The organism is Ruegeria sp. HKCCD7296 (assembly GCF_013110775.1).
Classification (GTDB): Bacteria; Pseudomonadota; Alphaproteobacteria; order Rhodobacterales; family Rhodobacteraceae; genus Ruegeria.
This window is the reverse complement of record NZ_WVRF01000002.1, coordinates 90,879-111,993: the sequence shown is the minus strand read 5'-3', so window position 1 is coordinate 111,993 and position 21,115 is coordinate 90,879. Positions and strand designations below refer to the sequence as shown.

At 56.3% G+C, this 21,115-nt stretch carries 19 protein-coding genes; 6 read left to right on the top strand and 13 right to left on the bottom strand.

All coding sequences use genetic code 11. The features are described from left to right. Positions 1-52: 52 nt before the first annotated feature. Entirely contained in the window at positions 53-487 is a 435-nt protein-coding gene (locus GS632_RS03265; RefSeq protein ID WP_171234216.1) for an ion channel, read from the top strand. Here GS632_RS03265 and cls read toward each other — a convergent pair. The 3 genes from cls to GS632_RS03250 form a co-directional block, all read right to left on the bottom strand. After that, entirely contained in the window at positions 484-1,896 is a 1,413-nt protein-coding gene (gene cls, locus GS632_RS03260) for a cardiolipin synthase (protein WP_171234217.1), read from the bottom strand. The two genes, GS632_RS03265 and cls, sit on opposite strands and share 4 nt — an antisense overlap. Before the next feature lie 21 nt (positions 1,897-1,917). Beyond that, a complete protein-coding gene (locus GS632_RS03255) occupies positions 1,918-2,892 on the bottom strand; it encodes an HAD family phosphatase (RefSeq protein WP_171237538.1) in 975 nt (324 codons plus the stop codon). Between the two features lie 73 nt (positions 2,893-2,965). Then, a complete protein-coding gene (locus GS632_RS03250) occupies positions 2,966-4,576 on the bottom strand; it encodes an arylsulfatase (protein ID WP_171237539.1) in 1,611 nt (536 codons plus the stop codon). A gap of 199 nt (positions 4,577-4,775) precedes the next feature. Here GS632_RS03250 and GS632_RS03245 point away from each other — a divergent pair, with 199 nt between their 5' ends. Beyond that, entirely contained in the window at positions 4,776-5,456 is a 681-nt protein-coding gene (locus GS632_RS03245; RefSeq protein ID WP_171721395.1) for a Crp/Fnr family transcriptional regulator, read from the top strand. A gap of 2 nt (positions 5,457-5,458) precedes the next feature. On the opposite strand, the gene GS632_RS03240 is transcribed toward GS632_RS03245, so the two are convergent. From GS632_RS03240 to GS632_RS03205, 8 genes are all read right to left on the bottom strand, one after another. Continuing rightward, the gene (locus tag GS632_RS03240) at positions 5,459-6,682 is read right to left on the bottom strand and encodes a BatD family protein (RefSeq protein ID WP_171721396.1); all 1,224 of its coding nucleotides are present in this window, start codon (positions 6,680-6,682) and stop codon (positions 5,459-5,461) included. After that, a complete protein-coding gene (locus GS632_RS03235; RefSeq protein WP_171237542.1) occupies positions 6,679-8,184 on the bottom strand; it encodes a VWA domain-containing protein in 1,506 nt (501 codons plus the stop codon). Before GS632_RS03235 ends, GS632_RS03240 begins: the two co-directional genes overlap by 4 nt. After that, positions 8,181-9,164, bottom strand: coding sequence for a VWA domain-containing protein (locus GS632_RS03230; RefSeq protein WP_171721397.1), 984 nt, complete (start codon positions 9,162-9,164; stop codon positions 8,181-8,183). The genes GS632_RS03235 and GS632_RS03230 overlap by 4 nt, the downstream gene beginning before the upstream one ends. After that, positions 9,164-9,637, bottom strand: coding sequence for a DUF4381 domain-containing protein (locus GS632_RS03225; protein WP_171721398.1), 474 nt, complete (start codon positions 9,635-9,637; stop codon positions 9,164-9,166). The genes GS632_RS03230 and GS632_RS03225 overlap by 1 nt, the downstream gene beginning before the upstream one ends. Next, entirely contained in the window at positions 9,634-10,581 is a 948-nt protein-coding gene (locus tag GS632_RS03220; protein ID WP_171237544.1) for a DUF58 domain-containing protein, read from the bottom strand. The genes GS632_RS03225 and GS632_RS03220 overlap by 4 nt, the downstream gene beginning before the upstream one ends. Before the next feature lie 17 nt (positions 10,582-10,598). Beyond that, positions 10,599-11,576 (bottom strand): MoxR family ATPase, encoded by a 978-nt coding sequence (locus GS632_RS03215; RefSeq protein WP_171721399.1) that lies wholly within the window; start codon positions 11,574-11,576, stop codon positions 10,599-10,601. 116 nt (positions 11,577-11,692) lie between these two features. Beyond that, on the bottom strand, positions 11,693-12,805 hold the full coding sequence (locus GS632_RS03210; RefSeq protein WP_171721400.1) for an acetoin utilization protein AcuC: 1,113 nt from the start codon (positions 12,803-12,805) through the stop codon (positions 11,693-11,695). Between the two features lie 3 nt (positions 12,806-12,808). Next, entirely contained in the window at positions 12,809-13,894 is a 1,086-nt protein-coding gene (locus GS632_RS03205) for an AI-2E family transporter (protein ID WP_171174139.1), read from the bottom strand. A gap of 170 nt (positions 13,895-14,064) precedes the next feature. On the opposite strand from GS632_RS03205, the gene GS632_RS03200 reads away from it, so the two are divergent. From GS632_RS03200 to GS632_RS03190, 3 genes are all read left to right on the top strand, one after another. Further along, positions 14,065-14,931, top strand: a complete 867-nt coding sequence (locus tag GS632_RS03200; RefSeq protein WP_171721401.1) for a YihY/virulence factor BrkB family protein — start codon at positions 14,065-14,067, stop codon at positions 14,929-14,931. Then, positions 14,928-16,823: a cytochrome c3 family protein gene (locus tag GS632_RS03195; protein ID WP_171721402.1), complete on the top strand. Its 1,896-nt coding sequence runs from the start codon at positions 14,928-14,930 to the stop codon at positions 16,821-16,823. Before GS632_RS03200 ends, GS632_RS03195 begins: the two co-directional genes overlap by 4 nt. Positions 16,824-16,910: 87 nt before the next feature. Next, a complete protein-coding gene (locus tag GS632_RS03190) occupies positions 16,911-17,102 on the top strand; it encodes a hypothetical protein (protein WP_171174134.1) in 192 nt (63 codons plus the stop codon). On the opposite strand, the gene GS632_RS03185 is transcribed toward GS632_RS03190, so the two are convergent. Together GS632_RS03185 and GS632_RS03180 are read right to left on the bottom strand one after the other, a co-directional pair. Then, positions 17,099-17,821, bottom strand: coding sequence for an RlmE family RNA methyltransferase (locus GS632_RS03185; protein WP_171174132.1), 723 nt, complete (start codon positions 17,819-17,821; stop codon positions 17,099-17,101). The genes GS632_RS03190 and GS632_RS03185 overlap by 4 nt on opposite strands. After that, positions 17,821-18,933, bottom strand: coding sequence for a Ppx/GppA phosphatase family protein (locus tag GS632_RS03180; RefSeq protein ID WP_171174130.1), 1,113 nt, complete (start codon positions 18,931-18,933; stop codon positions 17,821-17,823). The genes GS632_RS03185 and GS632_RS03180 overlap by 1 nt, the downstream gene beginning before the upstream one ends. A gap of 181 nt (positions 18,934-19,114) precedes the next feature. On the opposite strand from GS632_RS03180, the gene GS632_RS03175 reads away from it, so the two are divergent. Then, entirely contained in the window at positions 19,115-21,001 is a 1,887-nt protein-coding gene (locus GS632_RS03175; protein ID WP_171237547.1) for a PhoX family phosphatase, read from the top strand. The last annotated feature ends 114 nt before the right edge of the window (positions 21,002-21,115 follow it).

Here is a 21,115-nt window from a genome sequence, read left to right as displayed (position 1 = left end):
CAAAAGGTCATTCTGCCCTGACGATCCACTGCCGTAAATCAGGATGAAAAACATGACGTTGCTGCATCAGATCATTTGGGGCAGTACCTTTCTCGGGCTCTGCTTTGTGATCGAAATCCTGTTGCTGACCTGGTGCACCGTCACGATTATCAATTGGGACAAAAAATGGGCGGACAAAGGTGTGTATGTCGGAACCGCTGCGCCCATTGCAGTATCTTTGGCGTTCATCGTCGCGACGCACACGATACAGGTCTGGATTTGGGCGATCGTGTGGGTACTGCTTGAGGTGCTGCCGGATTGGAATACGGCCATTTATTTTTCATTGGTGACATTCACGACATTGGGCTACGGCGACATCGTGCTGGGTGAAGGGTTGCGTATCTTTGGCTCTTTCGCGTCGGTCGCCGGACTGTTGGCCTTTGGTCTGTCGACGGCTTACCTAGTCGCAATGATGACACGGGTCTTTCAGGAAAAGTTCTTTTCCTAAAGGATCGGTGCAAACAACCGTGCCAGGGGAGAGCCAAAGCGAATGTGAGCAGGTTGCTGGGCCAGCGTGCGCGTCAGTTCATAACTGTTCTCGAAATCTGCTTGCAGCATGTCTGCGACCCGGTTCGCGGCCCTGACATCAAAGAACAGGGCCATCGCCTCGAAATTCAGCCGGAATGAGCGGTTGTCCAGATTGGTGGTGCCTACCGCCGCAAGCGTGTCATCAACCACAAAGGCCTTTTGATGCATGAAGCCGTCGGTATAGCGAAAAATACGCGCGCCGCAGTCACGGACCTCGTCAAAATAGGCGAACGCGGCCAGCCAGGGTAAGCGGTGGTCGATCATGTCCGGTACCAGAATTCGTACGTCCACGCCGCGCATTGCCGCGTGTTGCAGGGCAGTCGTTACGTCGATATCCGGCACAAAATAAGGCGAAGCGATCCAGAGCCTTTCCTTGGCTGCGGCAATGGCGGCAAAAAACATCATCGCACCGGTTTCCGTTTCATCACCGGGGCCGGTGGCAACCAATAAGGCGTTCATGTCTTGCTCGGCCTCTGAGCCCGCCCAGTCCAATTCGTCGATCAGATCTTCGTTACGGGCCCAGTGCCAGTCTTCGGTGAAGATCAGCTGCAGTTGGCGGACGATATGGCCGGTCATTTTCAGATGCGTATCGCGCCAATGACCGAAATGCTTGTCCTGTCCCAGGTATTCCACGCCAATGTTGTGGCCGCCTATGAATCCGGTTTCCCCATCGATGACCACGGTTTTGCGGTGGTTTCGATAGTTGAGTTGAAATCGGAAATTGGGGCCGCGCTGATCCTTCGGATTGGCCACGTCAATCCCGGCCTCCTGAAGTGCCCCAAGATAATCCGAGGGGAGGCCGTAACTGCCCACTGCGTCGGCCATGAAACGGACGCGCACCCCGCGTTTCGCCGCAGCGATCAGCTTTTCCTGCAGCCTCAGCCCCAATTCATCAGCGCGCACGATATAAAATTGAATAAGGATATAGCTTTTGGCTGAGTCAATGGCGTCAAAAATCGCATCAAATGTGGCTTGCCCATCAATCAGCAGCTCGGCCCCGTTCCCGCGTGAAACTGGTAAATGCGCCAGAACTTCGAACGGGCGCGGGTTGATCGACATGCGCGACGGATCGGGTTTTGAATAATCGGCGAAGGTTTTGATGCCTTCGACAACGCGTTCGCTTTCCTGACGTGCGATGCGGTATCCGCGAAAGCGATGGTGGCCTAGAAACAGGTAGGCAGGCACTGCGATAAAGGGGGCTGAGGCCAGAAACACGACCCACCCAACGGCACCTTGAGGGGTCCGCGCTGTTTGCGCAGCGCGGACGACAAACACCGCTGCCGTCGCATAGAGGGCAAAGACGACGGCAGAAACAAGCAATGTCCACATAGGGTTAAGGCTCCGGGTTTGTCAGTTTGCCCCAGTGTAGACCCGAGTCCAATCCTGCGCCATATCCACAATGACCCAACCCATATTCGGGCCTTTGTCCAGCCCGTCAGCCAACTTGCCAACAAGGCCTTCACGATCATAAGCCCATTCGCGGTCTGCATCTGTGTGGTGGATCAGCACGCCCAGTCGGGGGCCGTCACCAGCGGTCACCCACTCCATCATCGCAAAATCACCGTCCGAGTTGCCCCCGGCCAGAATCGGGCGCTTGCCAATTGTGCGTTCGATGTTGATGGGTTTGCCTTCTTTGTCATCAATGAACGCGATTCCCGGCGCCTTGACGATCGTCGGCTTGCCATCAATCACCTCATAGCTGGTGTTACCATAAGTGCCCAAAACCTGATTGGGTGGAATGCCATAGGCTTCTTCGGCAAAGACACGCATGAAATGCAGGCCACCGCCTGAGACGACATAGGTAGTGAACCCTTCATCTCGCAAATAGCGCAAAAGTTCTACCATTGGTTGATAGGTCATCTGGTCATAGGGCAGGCCGGTATCCGGGTGGCGCTCGGTGGCCAGCCAGTTCGACACGGAAGATTGAAACGCGTCGACGCTGTTGCCTGAGTGCGAGGCGTTTACGACTTCAATCAGGGCGTCATGGCCGCCTTGCAGAACCGTGGCCAAATCCCCTTCGGCCGCAGCTTTCAAAGCAGGCGTTGACAGGATCGATGGGTCTTGCTCGGCCATTTCTGCAAGACGGTCCATGGCATAGATGAACTGGAAATATACCGGCTGCTCGGCCCAAAGCGTTCCATCATTGTCGAACACGGCAATCCGGTCGGATGGGGTAACATAGTAGGGACTGTCTTGGCTGGTCACGCCGTCAACAAAAGCGACAATCTGATCTTTGGCATGACTATTGGTCCAACTAGGCAGCGGGTCGGCAAGCAGTGACAGCGGGGCGAAGGCAAGAACTGCGCTGAGAACTAGGTATCGCATGAATTGCTCGTTTAGTTTCAAGAAAAAAAGGGCCGCCATCGAAGTGGCGGCCCGGTTTGGATTTACACGCGACTTAGTTGTTTGTCGGTGTCGTCAGCTTCTCCATAACCTGATCCAGGTTGAAGCTTGCCGCTTTCTGGCGCGGTGGGAATTCCTCGAAGGTTGAGAGGAAATTGCCCACGTATTGCTGTGCCGGCACTAGGAAATACGCGCGATCCAGCAGCCAGTCATAGTAGGTGTTGGACGTGCGATAGGCGCGCTCATACGGGTCGCGACGCAGGTTCACGATCAGCGGGATGCGCAACTCGGTCCAAGGTTCAATCCATGCGCGTAGCGTGGCCCAAGCTTTCTGCTCAAGGAAGATCAGCTTCCAGTCGTCGTAGCGCAGCGCTGTCAGGTCGCCGTCATCCGAGAAATAGAATATCTCGGCGCGCGGGCTTTCTGTCGTCTCACCGGTCAGCAGGGGCAGGATGTTGTAGCCATCCAGATGCACTTTGTAGTCACGCCCCATGCCGGACGAGCTATAACCTGCTTTCAGCTTTTCCTTGATGTCAGGATCGCCAGCAACCGCCAGATAGGTCGGCAACCAGTCCATATGGTGCACGATCTCGTTCGTAACCGATCCAGCTTCGATCTGACCGGGCCAACGGACCATTGAAGGAACGCGCCAGCCGCCTTCCCAGTTGGTGTTTTTCTCACCCCAGAACGGTGTGGCCGCGGCATCTGGCCATGTGTTCATGTGCGGGCCGTTATCGGTCGAGTAGTGAACGATGGTATTGTCGGCAATGCCAAGTTCGTCCAACAGATCAAGCAGTTGTCCGACATGCATGTCGTGCTCGATCATGCCGGCGGTGTACTCGTCCGCAACGCCACCAAAGATTTCGTTGGCCTGTTGGCGCATTTCATCTTTGACGTGGGTGCGGAAGTGCATGCGCGTACCGTTCCACCAAACATAGAAGGGTTGACCCTGCTCATGCGCACGCTTGATGAAATCGATTGCAGCAGCAACAGTTTCATCATCCACCGTTTCCATGCGCTTGCGAGTCAGCGGACCAGTGTCCTCGATCGTGCCGTCCGCCTTGGACTTGATCACGCCACGCGGACCATACGCTTCGCGGAACGTCCGGCCATCGGCCAGAACCTGATCGCCGGGATAGTCTTCGTTTTCCGGCTCTTCCTCAGCATTCAGGTGATACAAGTTCCCGAAAAACTCATCAAAACCGTGGTTTGTCGGCAGATGCTCATCTTTGTCACCCAGGTGGTTTTTACCGAACTGACCAGTTACGTAACCGTGGTCCTTCAGCAGGCCCGCAATTGTTGGATCTTCGACTTGCATACCCAGATCGGCACCGGGCAAACCCACTTTCGACAGACCTGTGCGGAACACCGACTGACCCATGATGTACGACGACCGACCGGCGGTGCAGGACTGCTCGCCATAATAGTCGGTGAAGATCATGCCCTCTTTCGCAACGCGGTCGATGTTTGGCGTCTGGTAGCCCATCAGGCCCATTGTATAGGCCGAGATGTTCGACTGACCGATATCGTCACCCCAGATAACCAGGATGTTGGGCTTTTGATCTTGTGCCCATGCGGGCAGGGCCAGTGCAACAGCGACCGAAGCTACAGCGAATTTGCGGATTGTGCTGCGCCAACTTTCTGTAATCGAACGAGGTGGTGACATAGTTTGCTCCTGAACTGACCGGGTTTTAATGACCCGTTGAAGTAAAAGTAATGGAAGGCGATCATTATCTTATTAGATCGTCCAACAAGGTATTGATTCCCGAAAGGAAAAATTCGCATTACGTCGAGAATCGGATAGCTTTACCTTAGGCTATGACAATGTCTTGAAACCTATCATATGATGAGATTGAAGAATACTAATGATTGATAATCCGCATGATAGACAGCGATTGTTGGGCTCTGGCTGGTTTGGTGCGCGTGGGGCGCGGTTTCAGGCGGATCTGCTGGCCTGCGGGATAGGAAGAAACTTCAAGGCGGACGAAGCGCTTTACCTGTATGGTGATTTGGCCAATGGGGTTTATGCGGTTCTGGAAGGTGCGGTTCAAATCACGGCCCCCGCTGATGATGGTCAGGAATTCGTTGTTCACAAACAAGGCGGTGGGTTCTGGATCGGTGATCTGGCTGTGTTTGCCGAAGCCAGCAGGCTTGTGAGTGTCGTGGCCACCCAAACCACGCGAACGCTGTTTTTCCCGTCGTCACGGTTGGACAGGCTGGTCGACGACAATCCCGATTACATCCGTGATTTTTACGCTTTGTCGCATGAAAACATGCAGACTGCTTTGCGTATCATGGCCAATCTTGCCGTGACAGGAACGGAAAAGCGCCTTGTTCTGCGCTTATTGCACTTGGACGAGGGGACGGCGAAGTCCGATGGGTGGATCGTGATATCCCAGGATGAGCTGGCCGCAATGGTGGCCGTGTCCCAACCGACGTTGCATCGCAACTTGCATCGTCTCGCGGATTTGGGGCTGATCGAGCTTGGGTATGGACGCGTGCGCCTGAAGGACCGACGGCAGTTGATTGCCTCATGTCAGTGCTAAGCTCAGGGGTTGAGCGGCGGTAACGGGTTCGTTGGCGATTGCACGGATTGCTTCAATGACGCGAGCGCCGACAACGCCGCGGCCCAATCCTCGGTCTTGGTGTCGGGGTGCGCCGAGTATCTGGCGGCTCCAATCTGGGCGAGGTGTTGGTCCAAACTGGTGGTTTGACTGGCCATATCGCTGCGGGACTTCCACATTTCCAAAGCTGTGTAAGTCGCTGCAATATCACGATTTTGCAGTGATTTCTTGAGTTCACCCAACGCATAGTCGGGCGAAGCCAGGAACGCATCCCGACGAAGCTGGCGCCAGCGATCGATCCGCGGGCGCAGGAAACGGATAGTAAGCCATAAGAACAGCGCAAAAGCCACCAACCATACGACGAACCTAATAGTGGTTTCTGTGTCTGGCGGCTTCCATTTCGGTCGGGCCAGTGTCAAGTCGACCGGGGCAATGTCGATAGTTTCGACCTGGTCGCTGTCCAGATTGTACCAGCGGATCGAGACCGGAGGCAGCTGCGTCTGACCGCCTTCCTGAGCCAGGTAAACGACCTCATCCACACGCTGCCCGGATAGAACACCCCTGTCTTCATTTTCAGTAAAGCGTGGCTCTTTGGGATAGGCTCGCAGCAGCGATTGCGGGCTGTCCGGGATCAATTCGGGCACCAGAAAAGGCGTTGTTCCAGAGATCTTGGCGGTCAGGCGGCGCGTGATTGATCCACCATTCTCCATATTTTTGTCCCCGTCGATCTGCTGATCTACCGTAAGACCGGTTGCGATGATAAGCGGATCCAGGTCGCGTGCGCCCTCTGGGACCACGGCGTTTAGGGTCAAGTCCGGCAAGGGCACGCTGACCTGAACCGGCGCATTTGTTTCGGGGTCGGCAAAGGTGACCACGACGTCCTGCGCACCAAACGCAATTTCTTCTGCGCTCAGAGGATAGAGGCGATAACTGCGTTGAACGCCGGACCAAGTTTCGCCTTCGACGGTTTCACTCACTGGTCCCGAAGCACGTTCCGGCAGGCGCACCAGCAGGTTCTCTTGCTCAAGCGATGGGAACACCGGAGGCGAGGGCATGAATGTTGGCACTAGCACCTTGATGCGCACAATTGCGGGTTGCCCAACGATAACGGGTTCCGTAGGTGTTTCGGCGGTCACCTGTGGCTGGACGCCGGTCTGGGCGAACAGTTCAGTCGGAATTAGAAGCATGAGAAGAGCGAGGTATCTCATTGCTGCTGCTCCTGATTTTCCAACAGGAACCGGTTGCGAAGAAAATCCTGCATGTCGGTATCAATTGTGCTGATCCACTGGTCAGCGGACATGGCCTGCGATCCGTCTGTCGGAGCCTGAATTGTCGTCTGTTCACCACGCCCGGCGTCGTTGTCAAAGACCGTGTCATCAGCCCCGATCCCGGCTTCTTCACCTGTATCAGACTGTTCGCGCGTGGTTTCAACATAGTCGAGGATCGCTTTCGAGACCTCGAGGTTATGCTGCGCTTCTGGCCAATCCGGCCGGCGTTCCAATGCGGTTTCAAAGGACGCGATGGCTGGACGATACTCGCGGTTTCGTATGCGCGCCATACCTTCGGAAAACGCGGCTTCGGGCGTATCCAGCTCGGCAAAGATCGCAGCAGCTTCGGGATATTGCCCGGCCTTTAGGCGTGCATAGCCTTCCTGATACGGGTCCTGAAACAACTCGGCCGCTTCAGCATAGCGCTTTTGGTTCATCGCGATTTGGCCCTGTTGGTCCGGGGTCAAGAACCAATCCCGCCAGCCATCGGCATAAGCCGGGCCAGACGGGGACCAAATGCAGAAGGTGAGCAGTATCAACCGGATCACCCAACCTCTGCGAAACCAAAGCAATGACAGAAAGGCGGTTGGCCAGGCCAGCAACCATCCTTTGTCTTGCCAGTCTAGGCGGTCTTCATCATCCAGTGAGGCTGTGTATGCTGATTGAATGTGACGCTGTAAGCGATTGATATCCCGATCATCGCTTGAGAACGGAACCACAGTTGTCCCTTTCAAGCCGTCGAGTTGCGCGATGCTGTGACCATTTGGCAGCATGGTCAGAAAGAACACTGGCATGGTGGCGGTCTCGAAACCCGACAGTTGTGAGGGGTCGAGGTCGTCCAACACGAAAAGGACAGCGCCGGGCGTTTCGCTATCGTTCAGAACCGTCTCGGCCAGCGTCAGCGCATTAGCGGCTGCATCCCCCTGTTTAGGCATAATGGTGGGGGTGAGGCCCTCTAGCAGCGGGCGCAGGATATTGGCGTCTTCGGTCAAAGGTGCGACGCGATGCGGGGTACCGGCATATGCGATCAAGGCAGTTCGGGCACCCACGCGCGCATTGATCAGATCGGTGACTTTAAACTTGGCGCGATCCAGACGGGACGGGGCCAAGTCTGGTTCTTCCATGCTGTCGGTCACCTTCAGGGCGATCACCAATGGAGCGGCGTTCGCAACCAGCGGGTTGGGTGCCCGTGACCATGTTGGCCCCGCAGCAGCCAGTGTGACCAAAATCGCCGCAATCATCGCAACGTCAATTGGATAGAGGCGTCTCGCATTGTCAGCCCCCAACTCAAGCGCAGCGGCAAGGTGCGGTGCAATACCGGACATTGCTTGAGCACGGGTTTTTGGCGTGGGGCGGATCAACCACCACAGTGCTGCAATCGGTATGAGGAGCAGGAGCCAAGCCACTCGAATAAAATGGAAATCTGCAAAAACGCCAATCATGCTGCACCTCTGCGCCGTTGGGCAACGTGTTGGAAGGCCAGTGTCATCAGCATCAAAAATACGACCAGCCCAAGTGGATAGTGCGCAAGGCTTTCACGTGGTCGGTAGCTTTGCGTTTCCACAATTCTTGGGTTGAGCTCATCAATCCGGGCGTATGTTTCGGCCAGCGCTTCCTGATCATTGGCAAAGAAATACGCTCCACCTGTTCTGTCTGCGATATCCTTTAGCGCATCCAGGTCGACCCGATCCTCGCCCGACGCGTCTGGGTCGCCTACGCCGACCGTATAGATGACAACGCCTTTTTCCGCCGCGATAGCCGCCGCATTGACTGGCGTCATGCGGCTTGAGGTGTCAGCGCCGTCGCTCAAGACGATCATCAGACGTTGGTCAACCTCGCTGGATTCAAACGTGCGGATACCCAGTCCGATGGCATCCCCAAGGGCTGTGTTCGGACCGGCCATACCTACTTGAGTTTGGCCCAGAAAGCCATTCAAACTATTGAGGTCTTCTGTAAACGGGGCTTGCACAAAGGCGCGGGTGCCAAAGATGATCAGGGCCATCCGATCGCCTTGTCGTTCCGCAATGAACTGGCGCAAAACATCCTTAACCGTAGCAAGGCGTTGGGTCGGCACACCGTCGGACGAGGTGAAATCCTTCTGGTTCATTGAACCCGAGATATCCAAGGCCAGAACCACGTCTCGGGCAGACTTTTCAATCACGATCGGCTCTCCCAGTTCTTCCGGCCGGGCCATTGCGATGATCAGAAGGCACCAGATCACAACGACGGTCACAGTCTGGAAGACTGCACGGCGCGGGATGACAGACCCTGGCCGGGGCTCGACGCCAGCAGCCTTTGCAACATGGCGGAAAAAAGGAATGCGGATCGAGCTGCTTTTCTCGCGGTGAGGCGGGGCAAGCCAGTACACCAACGCGGGAAGCGGCAGCAGGACGAAAACCCAAGGCGCGGCAAAGGAGAACATTACGTACTCCTTTCGCGTTTGTGGGACCTGATCCATTGCTGTGCCAGCTTCGTCAGTTCGGGACTGGCGGGTATGGTCGTGTAGGGTGCTGCAGTAAGTACGCGAGCCTCTACATCAGAAAAATGTGTATGGTCAGAGATTTGCGTCAGAAAACTGATCCACTCGTCTCCATGCAGGGCAGCAACCCGGCTACGTGGAAAGGCAACAAGTGCTGCGCGGCGCAGGATCTCGGCGATCTTTGCGGGATTGTCTTTCGCCACCGCCAGTTCAGTCAGCGCCTCGCGCCGATAGGCATTCATCCGTCGATGGCGAAGATACGCATGAGCACCGAAAGCGATCAGCCCTGCAACAAGGACGCCAAGAACGACCCATCCCCAAGTCTGCGGCACCATGGAAACCGGGCCCGGTGCCGGAGCGGGTTCAAGCATGTCAAGCAGATCCACCAGTGATTTGCCTTCGACGTCAACACTCATCTGCGGCCTCCGGTATGACCAAACAGCATGAGCAACTGGTCGAGAGTTGGTTGCGCGGTTGTCAAAGGCACGATGGGAAAGCCATAGCGGCGCGACCAAGTTTGCAACTGTGCCAACCGATCTTCCATCGCTTGACGGATGCGGTCCGACAAACCCGTGTCCGCGCTGTCCAGTTCGATCTGCTTATCTCCGTCCGATACAGTCAGCCTAAGGTTGGGAACCAATTCACGAGAGCTTGGGTCTGAAATATTGAACAAAATCAGATCATTTGACGCGGAAAGTTCACGTATCAATATCTCGGAGCTGTCATCCAGCCCATCGAAATCCGAAAAGACGCAGATCAGTGTGTTGGTATGCGTAATCTGGGCGGCCTGTTTCAGCACGGCGTTCAAAGTCACGGTCGCGTAGGCGCTCTGCGAGGCGCGCAGACTACTGTTCAGCGCACCCACGGATGCCAAAAAACGCATCAGCGCGGCAGGCCGCCGTTGCGGGCGATGTTCCGCCAGATCAGTGTCGCCAAAGACGAGCCCTCCGACCCGGTCGCCTTGGCCTAGCACACTGTGGGCGGAAATTGCTGCAGCCTCAGCCGCGATGACCGACTTCATATAAACTTGCGTGCCAAAAAACATCGAAACACGCTGGTCGACCAGCAAAAGGGCCGGGCGATCGCGTTCCTCGGTATAGACCCTAACGTGGGGTTTTCCTGTGCGAGCCGTGACTTTCCAATCGATGGTGCGGATGTCGTCGCCGGGCAGATAGTTGCGTAACTCTTCAAAGTTCAAACCGCGCCCGCGCAGGCGCGAGGCGTGCCGTCCGTTGAGAATAGAACGGGCGGGTTGACGCGGCAAAAGGCTGATCGCGCGCGACTTTGGCCCCAACCTTAGAAGGTGGTTCGCATCCACATGGATGCGCGGGTCGTCGCGATATGCGGCGGTCTGTGACACGCGGCGTTCCTTAGCTATCAGGGCAGCGCAACAAGCTGCAGGACTTCCGAGATTACATCGTCGGCGGATTTCGCGCCGCCTTGCGCCTCGAAGCTTAGGGTGATGCGATGTCGGAATACGTCATGGGCGATGGCGCGTACGTCGGCTGGGTCTACATAATCACGCTGGTTCATCCAGGCATAGGCGCGTCCGCACTTGTCCAGTGCCAGCGAAGCGCGCGGGCTAGCTCCGATGTCTATCCAACTGGCCAGTTCCTCGCTCAGCGCACCGGGGGTCCGTGTGGCTTGCACCAGATCGGCCATGTAACGGTCCATCGCGTCTGAAACGTGGATCTGCCCGATCTCGGCGCGTGCGGCAAATACGGCGTCCTGAGGGATCGTCGGCGGCGCATCCTTGGCCCCGCTTTGGCCCGCCGCAATCTCTTCTCCGCGCACTAGTCGGATTACTTCTACTTCGTCTTCGACTGGGGGGTAAGTGATCTGGACATGCATCAGGAAACGGTCCATTTGCGCCTCGGGCAAGGGGTAGGTACCCTCTTGTTCGATCGGGTTCTGCGTTGCCATAACGATGAACAACGGTTCCATTTTATGTGTGGTGCCTGAGACAGTTACCTGCCGTTCTTCCATTGCCTCAAGCAGTGCTGCCTGAACCTTGGCGGGTGCGCGGTTGATCTCGTCCGCAAGAACGATATTGGCAAAGATCGGGCCAGGCTCGAACCGGAAGGTTCCGCCATCGTCGGTTTGCTGAAAGACCTCGGTGCCTGTGACGTCCGAGGGCAAAAGGTCGGGCGTGAACTGGATGCGGCTGAAACTTGCGTCCAGATTGCGGGCCATCGCCTTTACCGCGCGGGTTTTGGCCAAACCGGGCAGTCCTTCGATCAGCAAATTGCCGTTGGCCAATATCCCGATCAACAAGCGGTCGATTACGTCTGTTTGTCCGATGATGGATTGCCCCATGCGGGCCTTGAGATCATTTATCTGATTAAGTGCATTCATTTGGCTGGTCCAATTGGCGTCCACATTCGGCGTTAGCAGCGTGGTTGTTCAGAAAAGGGCTGAGAGCAGAAAAACTGTCGTGACGCCGGTAAGTTAGCAGTGTTCCTTCGGACGATCTACCGAGAAATCCGCGCGGTTAATCGGCGCAAGTCCTGTTTCAGTTCTTCTTGGATCGGCCCGAAATTAGGAGCGTCCCGCAGCGTGTCCAACCAGTGTGGGGGTGGGTTCCGGCCTGCCGACCGGTTCCAGGTCAACGCGCGCAGAATGGTTTGGGTGTCCGTGTCTAGTCTATCGGGAATATAGAACCCGTTCAGCGTCGCCCACACTCCGGTCCACAACCGCCCGACGGACCACGGATTGTAACCACCGCCGCCCAACACCAGAAATCGGGGTGCGAGCTCCTTCAGCGCGGCGACCGCGTTCCAGTGCGAAGAGCTGGACAAGGTCAAACGCGACAGAGGATCCTCGGTCACGGCATCCGCACCGCATTGCAGGACGATGGCCTGCGGCTTGAAGGCTGCCGTGGCAGGAAGGATCAATTCGTCCATGATCGCGCTGAATTCATCGTCGTTCAGGCCTCGGGCAACCGGAAGGTTGAAAGCGGCCCCGCCTGCGTCATCGTCTAGTGTACCGGTAAAAGGCCATCGCCGCGCTTCGTGCATGGAAATCATACGCAGGTTTGTTGAACCATGAAACGCAGCTTCGACCCCGTCACAATGATGGGCATCAATGTCGATATAAACCACGCGGTCGAGACCAGAATTCAGCAGCGTCCGGATCGCCAGCACCGGATCGTTGAGATAACAAAACCCGTTGGCCCGATCAGCCAGCCCGTGATGCGTGCCACCGGCCGGGTTGAAAACGATACCGCCATCTCGGATGAGTTCCGCTGCAAGCATAGAACCGCCAGCCGCTGTGGCTGGGCGTCGGTACATTTCGGGAAATACGGGGTTCGACAATGTGCCCAGCGCATAGCGTTCACGAGTTTCATCCGAGACGTATTGATCCTGTTCCGCCTTTTGTAATGCGGCGATGTAGTCCGGGGTATGAAATGTCTCTAACGCGCTGGGTTTGGCGCAGGGGCTGACACGATAGTTTTCGGGCGTCAACCAGCCCAACGCGCGGCAGAGGTCAATGACGGTTGAAACTCTTGGAATGGCCAACGGGTGCTTCGATCCGTAAGTCGAGTTACGATAAATTTCTGATCCAATGAAAATTGGGCTCTGCATGGCTTAGCGGGCAGGGACCTGTTGATCATCTTCGCCCAATCTGCCGTCCAGAGACATCATAATAGCAACCGGGCGCAGCGCTGGAATATGGCTGAAGACGATCAAAATACACACTGTCATCGGCACGCTCAGGAAAGCGCCGATCAGACCCCAAACGGTTGTCCAGAAGGTCAGGGCCAGAATAACCAGAAATGTCGACATGTTCAGCGAACGGCCCAGCATGGCGGGATCCAGAAAATTGCCGATCAGGAATTGCAATGTCCCACAACCCAAGACGATGACCAGAAACGGACCGATGGTCTCGAACTGAACCAGTGCGATCATAGCAGGAAAGAACACCGCGATGATCGACCCGATGGAAGGTATGAAGTTCAAGGCAAAGGTCAGGACAGCCCAGGTTTCTGCATATTCCAGACCCAGGGCCCGGAACACGCTATAGCTGATGCCTGCGGTAATCAGGCTGATCAGGGTTTTGACGCCAACATAGCGCTGAAGACTGATCGAGATTGCGTCCAGCATGGTTGAAAACTCAGCACCGGTTTTTGGGTCACCTGCGGCCAGTTGTATCTTTTTGCGAAAGGCCAGACGCTCGGCCATCAGGAAGGCGACATAGAGGCTGATGAGAAAGAACTGGTTCAACAGTGACGTGGCGCTGCCCAAAAGCAGGCGACCGACGAAATTCATGTCGATATTGACCAGATTGTCCCGAATGAATCGGGTTACGTCATTGCCCACCAGCCCGGTGATGCGTTCAACCGCGCCGTCGAACTGGTTCTCATATGTGCTGATCGACCGCGCAAATTGTGTTGCCTGACTTCCAAGCACGTACATAATCATGAACAAACCGGCCAAGACCACAGTGACACCGGCAATATTGGCCACCCAAACGGGTGCGCGGGTCAGGGCCGACACCCGATCGCTGAGCGCAAGGATCAGGACGTTGATCAGCAACGCCATGGCCAGCGGGATCAGAAAAGCCGCGCCCGCGTAGAGACCCACAACAATCAGCGTTGCAATGATGCATGTGTCGCGGACAACAGACAGACGTAGCCTGGGTCGAACATTGGTGTCATTATGATCCGGGGTCATTTACCTTCCTGCATGTTCGACGCTGATTGGGCCGTTTCGGTCATTAACCACACAATCCTGCACGCGGCGCTGTTCGGATGCAATGCGTTCCCGCTCGCGCCTGACTGCTTTTGTCAATTTGATACCGATGACGGGTTCTGTGTTTTATTTCGGCAGGTTAGGGTTGCAGGATGACCAATTCTGCGAATCCTCTGTTTGGCCGTCCTGTTCAGGCCCTGTGGTTGGCGCTCCGCCGCTTTGGCAACAAGAACGGAGCCGTCATGAGCAGTCATGTCGCCATGTCGCTGATGATGGCGTTGTTTCCGTTTGTACTGTTTACAGTTGCACTCGCTGGTTCGCTTTCGCAGGGTTATGTGACCGATGAATTGATCGACCTGCTTTTTGGTGCCTGGCCCAAAGACGTCGCTGACCCAATTGTGGCCGAGCTGCGCGCGGTTCTGGCCGGGTCGGGCACGGGTGTTATTACTTTGGGTGGTCTTCTGGCAATCTACTTTGCCTCGAACGGCGTGGCAGCAGTGCGCGCCGCCATGAATAAAGCCTACCAAGATCAGGACAGCTGGCCGTTTTGGAAAACCCGGCTGTTGTGTCTGGTGCTGGTTATCCTAGGGGGTGCAGCAATTCTGGTCATCGCCGCCGTGGAGGTGATACTGCCAGTCTATACCAACTTGGTGGCTGCACATACTGATGTGGCAGTGACGCAGTGGCTATCGGTCGATCGCCTGCGCTGGACTTTTACCGTGGGCGTTCCTGCGGGCACGGTCCTTTTGGCGCATCTCATACTGCCGACCCGTCGGCACAGACTGACGCAAATCCTACCCGGTGTGATCCTGACGCTGACCTTGTGGGCTGCCGGAGGATGGGCGTTTTCGATCTATATCAGCCAGTTCGCCACCTATAGCGCCACATATGCCGGGCTGGCGGGTGCCATGGCCGCGTTGATCTTTTTGTATCTTTGCTCGGCGTTGCTGATCCTTGGTGCTGAATTCAATGGTGCGTTGATGGATCTGAAAAACGCAGCAGATGGGGCCGTGACATGAGGCGTGTAGCTCTTTCAATTTGCCTGATGCTGGCAAGCGAGGCACAGGCTCAAAACTATGTTGGTTCGGAACAATGTGCTGACTGCCATCAAGCAGAAGCCGCAGCCTGGGCAAGTTCGCACCACGCGCTGGCCTGGACAGATGTAGAACACGGCGCGCTGGTTGCAGATTTTGACGGTACGCGATTTGACCTTGATGGGATGACAGTCGCGTTCGCGGAAGATGCTGGCAGATATTCGGCCCGTGTCACCGAAAAGGACGGCGTAACAAAAGGCTATGACGTGCATTCTGTCGTCGGGATCGAACCGTTGCAGCAATACCTGTTCGAAACCGAAGCTGGGCGTCTACAGAGCTTTGACGTGGTTTGGGATACCGAGCGCAAGCAATGGTATCATCTGTATCCTGATCAGGATTTGCCGCCCGATGACGGGTTGCATTGGACGGGCCCTTACAAGAATTGGAACAGCCGCTGCGCCGAGTGCCACGCCACGGGATTTGAAAAGAACTATTCCGCGGAAACAAAATCCTATTCGTCGCAACAAGTTGAAATCGGCGTCGGGTGCGAGGCCTGTCACGGTCCCGGCTCAGCCCACATCAATTGGGTGAAGGGGCAGGGCGCTTCCGAAAATCTTGGACCTTCTGGTTTTTTGATCAGCTGGGGCAAAGGCCAGACCGAGGCAGAAATTCAGCAATGTGCTGGGTGCCATTCCCGGCGTGAAGCGCATGGCGATGGAAACCCTTTGCCCGGCACACCCTTTCACGACGCCTATAATCTAGCGCTGTTGAGACCCGGATCGTACCACCCGGACGGGCAGATATTGGATGAGGTGTATGTTTACGGCTCGTTCCTGCAATCCAAGATGTACGCGCAAGGCGTCGGTTGTATGAACTGTCATGAACCCCACAGCGCAAAACTGAAGGCGGAAGGAAACGGTGTTTGCACACAGTGTCATTCCCCGGCAGGGAACCCGGACTTTCCGACGCTTACAGCAAAGGAATATGATACGCCTGCACATCATAATCATCCTGAAAACAGTGACGGTGCACAGTGCAAAAGCTGCCATATGATCGAAAGGGTCTATATGGGCGTCGATGGGCGACGCGATCACAGCTTCCGCATCCCACGGCCTGATCTGGGGCTTGGCGTAGATGCCTGCACCGATTGTCATGAAGATCGGGATCAGGACTGGGCGGCCAAACTGATCGAAGGGTGGTTCCCGGATGACACTCATCGTGGCCCGCATTTTGGGACAGTTTTCAATGCCGCGGCTGAAGGCGGATTGGACACGCCCGAAGGTTTGCTGGCCGTTGCGATGGACCCCTCCAATGCCGGAATCGTGCGGGCGACAGCGGCCTACTTGCTGCAACCCTTCGCTTCCCCGGACTTGGCCACGGCGACTGCGTCATTGCTGCAAGACGACGACCCCCTTATCCGCGCCAACGCAGCCGCCCTGCAGCGTCAGGCCAACCCGGTTGAGCAGGTTCAGAGATTGGAGCCTTTGTTGTCGGACCCTCTGCGCAATGTACGTATTGCTGCTGCGAAAGAGTTTCTGACGATACCACCGCAAGCACTTACACCTCGGCAACAATCGCTGGCCGGGCAGGGCATGTCAGAATGGCAGCAGGCGATTGCGAACCGATTGGATTTCCCGGAAACCCACCTTGTTCTGGGGGGCATGGCTTTGACACTGCGCAATGCGCCTGCCGCCGAACAGGCCTTTCGCGAAGTCGTAACTTTGGATCCGCAAAGGGGCGAGGCGTGGCCCATGTTGGTGCAACTAGCGCATATCAACCGCGGTTCCGGCGCCGCGCGCGCTGTTCTGCGTGAGGCGCTAGAGCTGTTGCCCAACGACCCGAACCTTCAACAATTGTCGCAACAGCTTGGTCCCTGAGCCGGCACATCCCCGCCCGAATTGCTCCATTTTCACGGCAAAATTTCACGCTACGGACGGGATGAATGTGCTGTTCAGAGGTGAAACATGTCTAAAAATGCGAAAAAGCGACCAACTGCGGGTGTCAACTCGGTTACACTTGCCCAACGCATAGAAGAGCTGCGCGGGCGGGCACCGGTATACGTGTCACATGGTGAAGCGTTAATGTTGCAGGGTATGGCAAACGCCTCTTTCCGCGTTCAGTGCCTGACCGAAGAACGCATTCGTCTAGAGGATTAATCTCCGCCGCGAAACCCTGTTGCTACAACAAATTTTTCGGAACTGTCCGAGCGTGAAGCAGGCGGTTTCACGTTGGCGACTTTCTGGAATTTCTGCTTCAACAGCTTTTGCAAATCGCCCTCGGCGCCTCCGGCCAGAACCTTGGCTACGAAGGTGCCGCCGTCTTCCAACACATCAAACGCAAAGTAAGCCGCCGTTTCGCACAAGGCCATAATGCGCAAATGGTCCGTCTGTTTGTGACCCGAAGACGCGGCGGCCATGTCTGACATCACAACATCGGCCTTGCCACCCAGCCACTCTTTGACCTTTACGTCGGCGTCGTCTTCCATGAAGTCCAGAACATGGGCGGTTGCACCAGCAACGGGTTCGACCTCTTGCAAGTCTACGCCCAAAACTGTGCCGATCCGTTTACCGCTTTTCTCGCCCAGCGCGTTTACGCGTTTAACCGCGACTTGCAGCCAGCCTCCGGGCGCACAGCCCAAATCTACGACCCGCGCTCCCGGTACGAGAAACCTGAATTTATCGTCCAGTTCCAGTATCTTAAATGCAGCGCGACCGCGATACCCTTCGGCCTGTGCACGTTTCACATACGGATCGTTCAATTGCCGCTCAAGCCACCGGGTCGAGCTGAGCTTGCGCCCGCGCGCGGTTTTGACTTTGACCTTCAGGTCGCGCTGGCCGCGGCCTGAGGTGTTTTTTCCACTCGGTGTCTTCGCCATCAAAACGGTCCGTCTTCCAATACCCCGTCCGCGCTCATCTGCGCATAGAGCAGACCTTCACGCAGCCCACGATCCGCCACGGAAAGGCGGTCGGTGGGCCAGCATCTAAGTAAAGCCTGCAAAATGGCCGAGCCGGACATGATCAGAGCTTGCCGGTCATCTCCAATTCTGGGGTCCCGGCGTCGCCCGTGAGGGCCGAGTTCTAAATACCCGCGGATAACTTTGTCAATCTGATCGCTGGTCATGCGCAGACCGTCCACTTTAGTCCGGTCATACCGCTTGAGCCCAAGGTGCGAGGCTGCGACGGTCGTCACAGTGCCGCTGGTGCCGACGATCTGAAACCCCTCACGTGTCTGTTCGTCTTTGTAGGGTGCGAAGTCAGCAAGGTTTTCTTCAAAAAACCAACTCATCAGTGCGAAACGGGCCGCGTCGTCTTCAACGTCGTTGAATTGATCTCGTAGGGTGGCGACACCCAAGGGAACGCTGATCCAATCCACGACTTTCGCCGCTGGAAAAGGGCTGTCGGCTGTATGAAAACCATTGTGAAGCCGCATAATCGCCGCCGGACGATCACGGCGTGGGACGGACGAAATGTCGATCCAAACAAGCTCGGTCGAGCCACCACCAATGTCCACGACCAACAATTGTTCAGTCTTGGTCGAGACCAACGGAGCACAGGAAATCACCGCCAGGCGTGCTTCTTCTTCGGGTTGGATGATCTCAAGCGTCAACCCGGTTTCCCGCTTCACCTGCCGGATGAAGTCGCGCGAGTTCTTAGCGCGACGGCAGGCTTCGGTTGCGATCAAACGCATTCGATTGACCTTGTTGCGTTTCAGCTTTTGCTGGCAGATTCTCAATGCTTGTACGGTGCGAGCCATCGACGCCCGCGACAGCCGTCCGGTGCGTTCCAGACCCGCGCCCAACTGCACGGATTTGGAGAAGCTGTCGACCACATGGAACCCGCTCCCCTTGGGTTGGGCTATCAACATGCGGCAACTATTTGTCCCCAGATCCAGTGCTGCATAAAGGGCATCCGGATCGGGTCTTGCCGGCGCGGGGCTTTCGACCGCCTTCGGGAACGCGCCCGCACCTTTGGGACGCTTGGGCGCCATTCGTCACGCCCTCCGATTTTCGAGTTAACTTGACCCTAGGCGGGGGATTGCCGACGTGCAAGTGATTTCAATTTTGAAATTAACGTCAGTGTCACATGTCGTTCATACTGAAATGCGATTTGAGTGCCCGATCCCGATTTTGGGATTCTTTACTAGCTTACAGCCAGATACGGAGTCTGCCATGAATGATGAGCGTCCCCTTTCCTTTGACGAATTCGATGAAGTCGTAAATCCACGCCCTGAAGAATGCGAATTTGATCGTGTTGTCGAACGCGCATTGTCGCGTCGCGGTTTTCTGGGCGGCGTTCTTGCCATGGGAAGTTTTACGGCTGTTGGCGGTGCACTGATTCCTACGGGCGCACGCGCGGCAGCCGACCGGTTCTCGTTTGAAGCGATTCCGGTTTCCACTGCAGACGATGTTGTTGTTCCTGCAGGCTACAAAGCCGAGGTTATGGTGCGTTGGGGCGACCCGCTGTGGTCTGACGCGCCCGAGTTCGATCACGCGACCCGTGGCACCGCTGCCAGCCAAGAGCGTGCATTTGGCGACAACACTGACGGTCAGGACGTGTTCTTCCACGATGGCCACGTGCTGCTGGTCGTAAACAACGAATATACCAACCGTGACATCCTTTGGGGCAACAACCCTGATGCCAAGGCGGCCTCGGACGACGATGTGGCCAAGGGTATGATGGCGCACGGCGTGACTGTGGTCGAGATTGCCAACACGGACGGTACATGGGGCATCGTCAAAGACAGCCCGTACAACCGTCGTATTACACCGCAGACCGATATGACGATCACCGGCCCTGCGGCTGCTCATGACTTGATGAAAACCGCTGCGGACCCGACAGGCACCACCTCGAAAGGGACCTGGAACAACTGCGGCAATGGCATGACGCCGTGGGGCACCTACCTGGCCTGTGAAGAAAACTTTAACGGCTACTTTTCGGCAGAAGATGAAAACCACGAGGTTAGTGCGGAGCTCAAACGCTATGGCGTCTCGTCCAAGGACTGGGGCTATGGCTGGGCCAAGATCGATGATCGGTTCGACGTCTCGAAAAACCCCAACGAACCGAACCGCGCCGGTTATGTGGTCGAAATCGACCCAACTGACCCAAATTCGACTCCGCGCAAGCTGACCGCTCTGGGCCGATTCAAGCATGAAAACGCCGAGTCGGTGGTGAACAATGACGGTCGTGTTGTTGTGTACATGGGCGACGATGAACGTGGCGAGTTCCTGTATCGCTTTGTTTCGGATGGCGTTTACGCCGCTGGAGTTGACACCAATGCCTTGTTGGAAAACGGCACCTTGTCTGTTGCCAAGTTCAATGACGACGGTACGGGCGAATGGCTGGATCTGACGCCCGAGACGACCGGTTTGGCTTCGCAAGCTGAAATCAGCATCCACACTCGTCAGGCCGGTTCTGCCGTAGGCGCGACCACCATGGATCGCCCGGAGTGGGTTGCTGCAAACCCGAACGTGGCCGAGGTTTACTGCTGTCTGACCAACAACAAGAACCGGGGCGTCAAGCCGAATGCCGGTGGTGATGACACTTCGGTCAACGGTCCGAACCCGCGTGAGGCCAACAACTACGGCCAGATCGTGCGCTGGCGTCCTGAAGGTGGTGATCATACCGCCTCGGGCTTTGCTTGGGATCTGTATGTGCTGGCGGGCAACCCCAATGTGCATCAGGATGCCTACGGAGGGTCTGACAACGTTAATGCCGACAACATGTTCAACTCGCCCGACGGTCTGAAATTCGACAGCAATGGCCTGCTGTGGATCCAGACCGACGGCAACTATGGCAATGAAGGCGACTTTGCCGGTCAGGGCAACAACCAGATGCTGGCAGGTGACCCGGTCACCGGTGAAATCCGCCGTTTCCTTGTCGGCCCGAATGAGTGTGAGATCACCGGCCTCAGCTGGTCACCGGATCGCCGTACCATGTTCGTGGGCATTCAGCACCCGGGTGAGGATGGCAACAGCCACTGGCCCGAAGGCGGTGATGCAGTTCCGCGTTCGGCGATCATCGCGGTGACTCGCGAAGATGGTGGTTTGGTCGGCTAAACCGCACTGACCTTTGAAATACCGCCCTGGACGGATAACTCCGTCCAGGGTTTTTGCGTTTTATGCAGCGCTTTCATAGTGACGTTGAGAATTATGATATGCGCGTCTGCCGTT

Coding starts and splice junctions, on each gene's coding strand:
- GS632_RS03265 (WP_171234216.1), top strand. CDS start 53: ATGACGTTGCTGCATCAGATCATTTGGGGCAGTACCTTTCTCGGGCTC.
- cls (WP_171234217.1), bottom strand. CDS start 1,896: ATGTGGACATTGCTTGTTTCTGCCGTCGTCTTTGCCCTCTATGCGACG.
- GS632_RS03255 (WP_171237538.1), bottom strand. CDS start 2,892: ATGCGATACCTAGTTCTCAGCGCAGTTCTTGCCTTCGCCCCGCTGTCA.
- GS632_RS03250 (WP_171237539.1), bottom strand. CDS start 4,576: ATGTCACCACCTCGTTCGATTACAGAAAGTTGGCGCAGCACAATCCGC.
- GS632_RS03245 (WP_171721395.1), top strand. CDS start 4,776: ATGATTGATAATCCGCATGATAGACAGCGATTGTTGGGCTCTGGCTGG.
- GS632_RS03240 (WP_171721396.1), bottom strand. CDS start 6,682: ATGAGATACCTCGCTCTTCTCATGCTTCTAATTCCGACTGAACTGTTC.
- GS632_RS03235 (WP_171237542.1), bottom strand. CDS start 8,184: ATGATTGGCGTTTTTGCAGATTTCCATTTTATTCGAGTGGCTTGGCTC.
- GS632_RS03230 (WP_171721397.1), bottom strand. CDS start 9,164: ATGTTCTCCTTTGCCGCGCCTTGGGTTTTCGTCCTGCTGCCGCTTCCC.
- GS632_RS03225 (WP_171721398.1), bottom strand. CDS start 9,637: ATGAGTGTTGACGTCGAAGGCAAATCACTGGTGGATCTGCTTGACATG.
- GS632_RS03215 (WP_171721399.1), bottom strand. CDS start 11,576: ATGAATGCACTTAATCAGATAAATGATCTCAAGGCCCGCATGGGGCAA.
- GS632_RS03210 (WP_171721400.1), bottom strand. CDS start 12,805: ATGCAGAGCCCAATTTTCATTGGATCAGAAATTTATCGTAACTCGACT.
- GS632_RS03205 (WP_171174139.1), bottom strand. CDS start 13,894: ATGACCCCGGATCATAATGACACCAATGTTCGACCCAGGCTACGTCTG.
- GS632_RS03200 (WP_171721401.1), top strand. CDS start 14,065: ATGACCAATTCTGCGAATCCTCTGTTTGGCCGTCCTGTTCAGGCCCTG.
- GS632_RS03195 (WP_171721402.1), top strand. CDS start 14,928: ATGAGGCGTGTAGCTCTTTCAATTTGCCTGATGCTGGCAAGCGAGGCA.
- GS632_RS03190 (WP_171174134.1), top strand. CDS start 16,911: ATGTCTAAAAATGCGAAAAAGCGACCAACTGCGGGTGTCAACTCGGTT.
- GS632_RS03185 (WP_171174132.1), bottom strand. CDS start 17,821: ATGGCGAAGACACCGAGTGGAAAAAACACCTCAGGCCGCGGCCAGCGC.
- GS632_RS03180 (WP_171174130.1), bottom strand. CDS start 18,933: ATGGCGCCCAAGCGTCCCAAAGGTGCGGGCGCGTTCCCGAAGGCGGTC.
- GS632_RS03175 (WP_171237547.1), top strand. CDS start 19,115: ATGAATGATGAGCGTCCCCTTTCCTTTGACGAATTCGATGAAGTCGTA.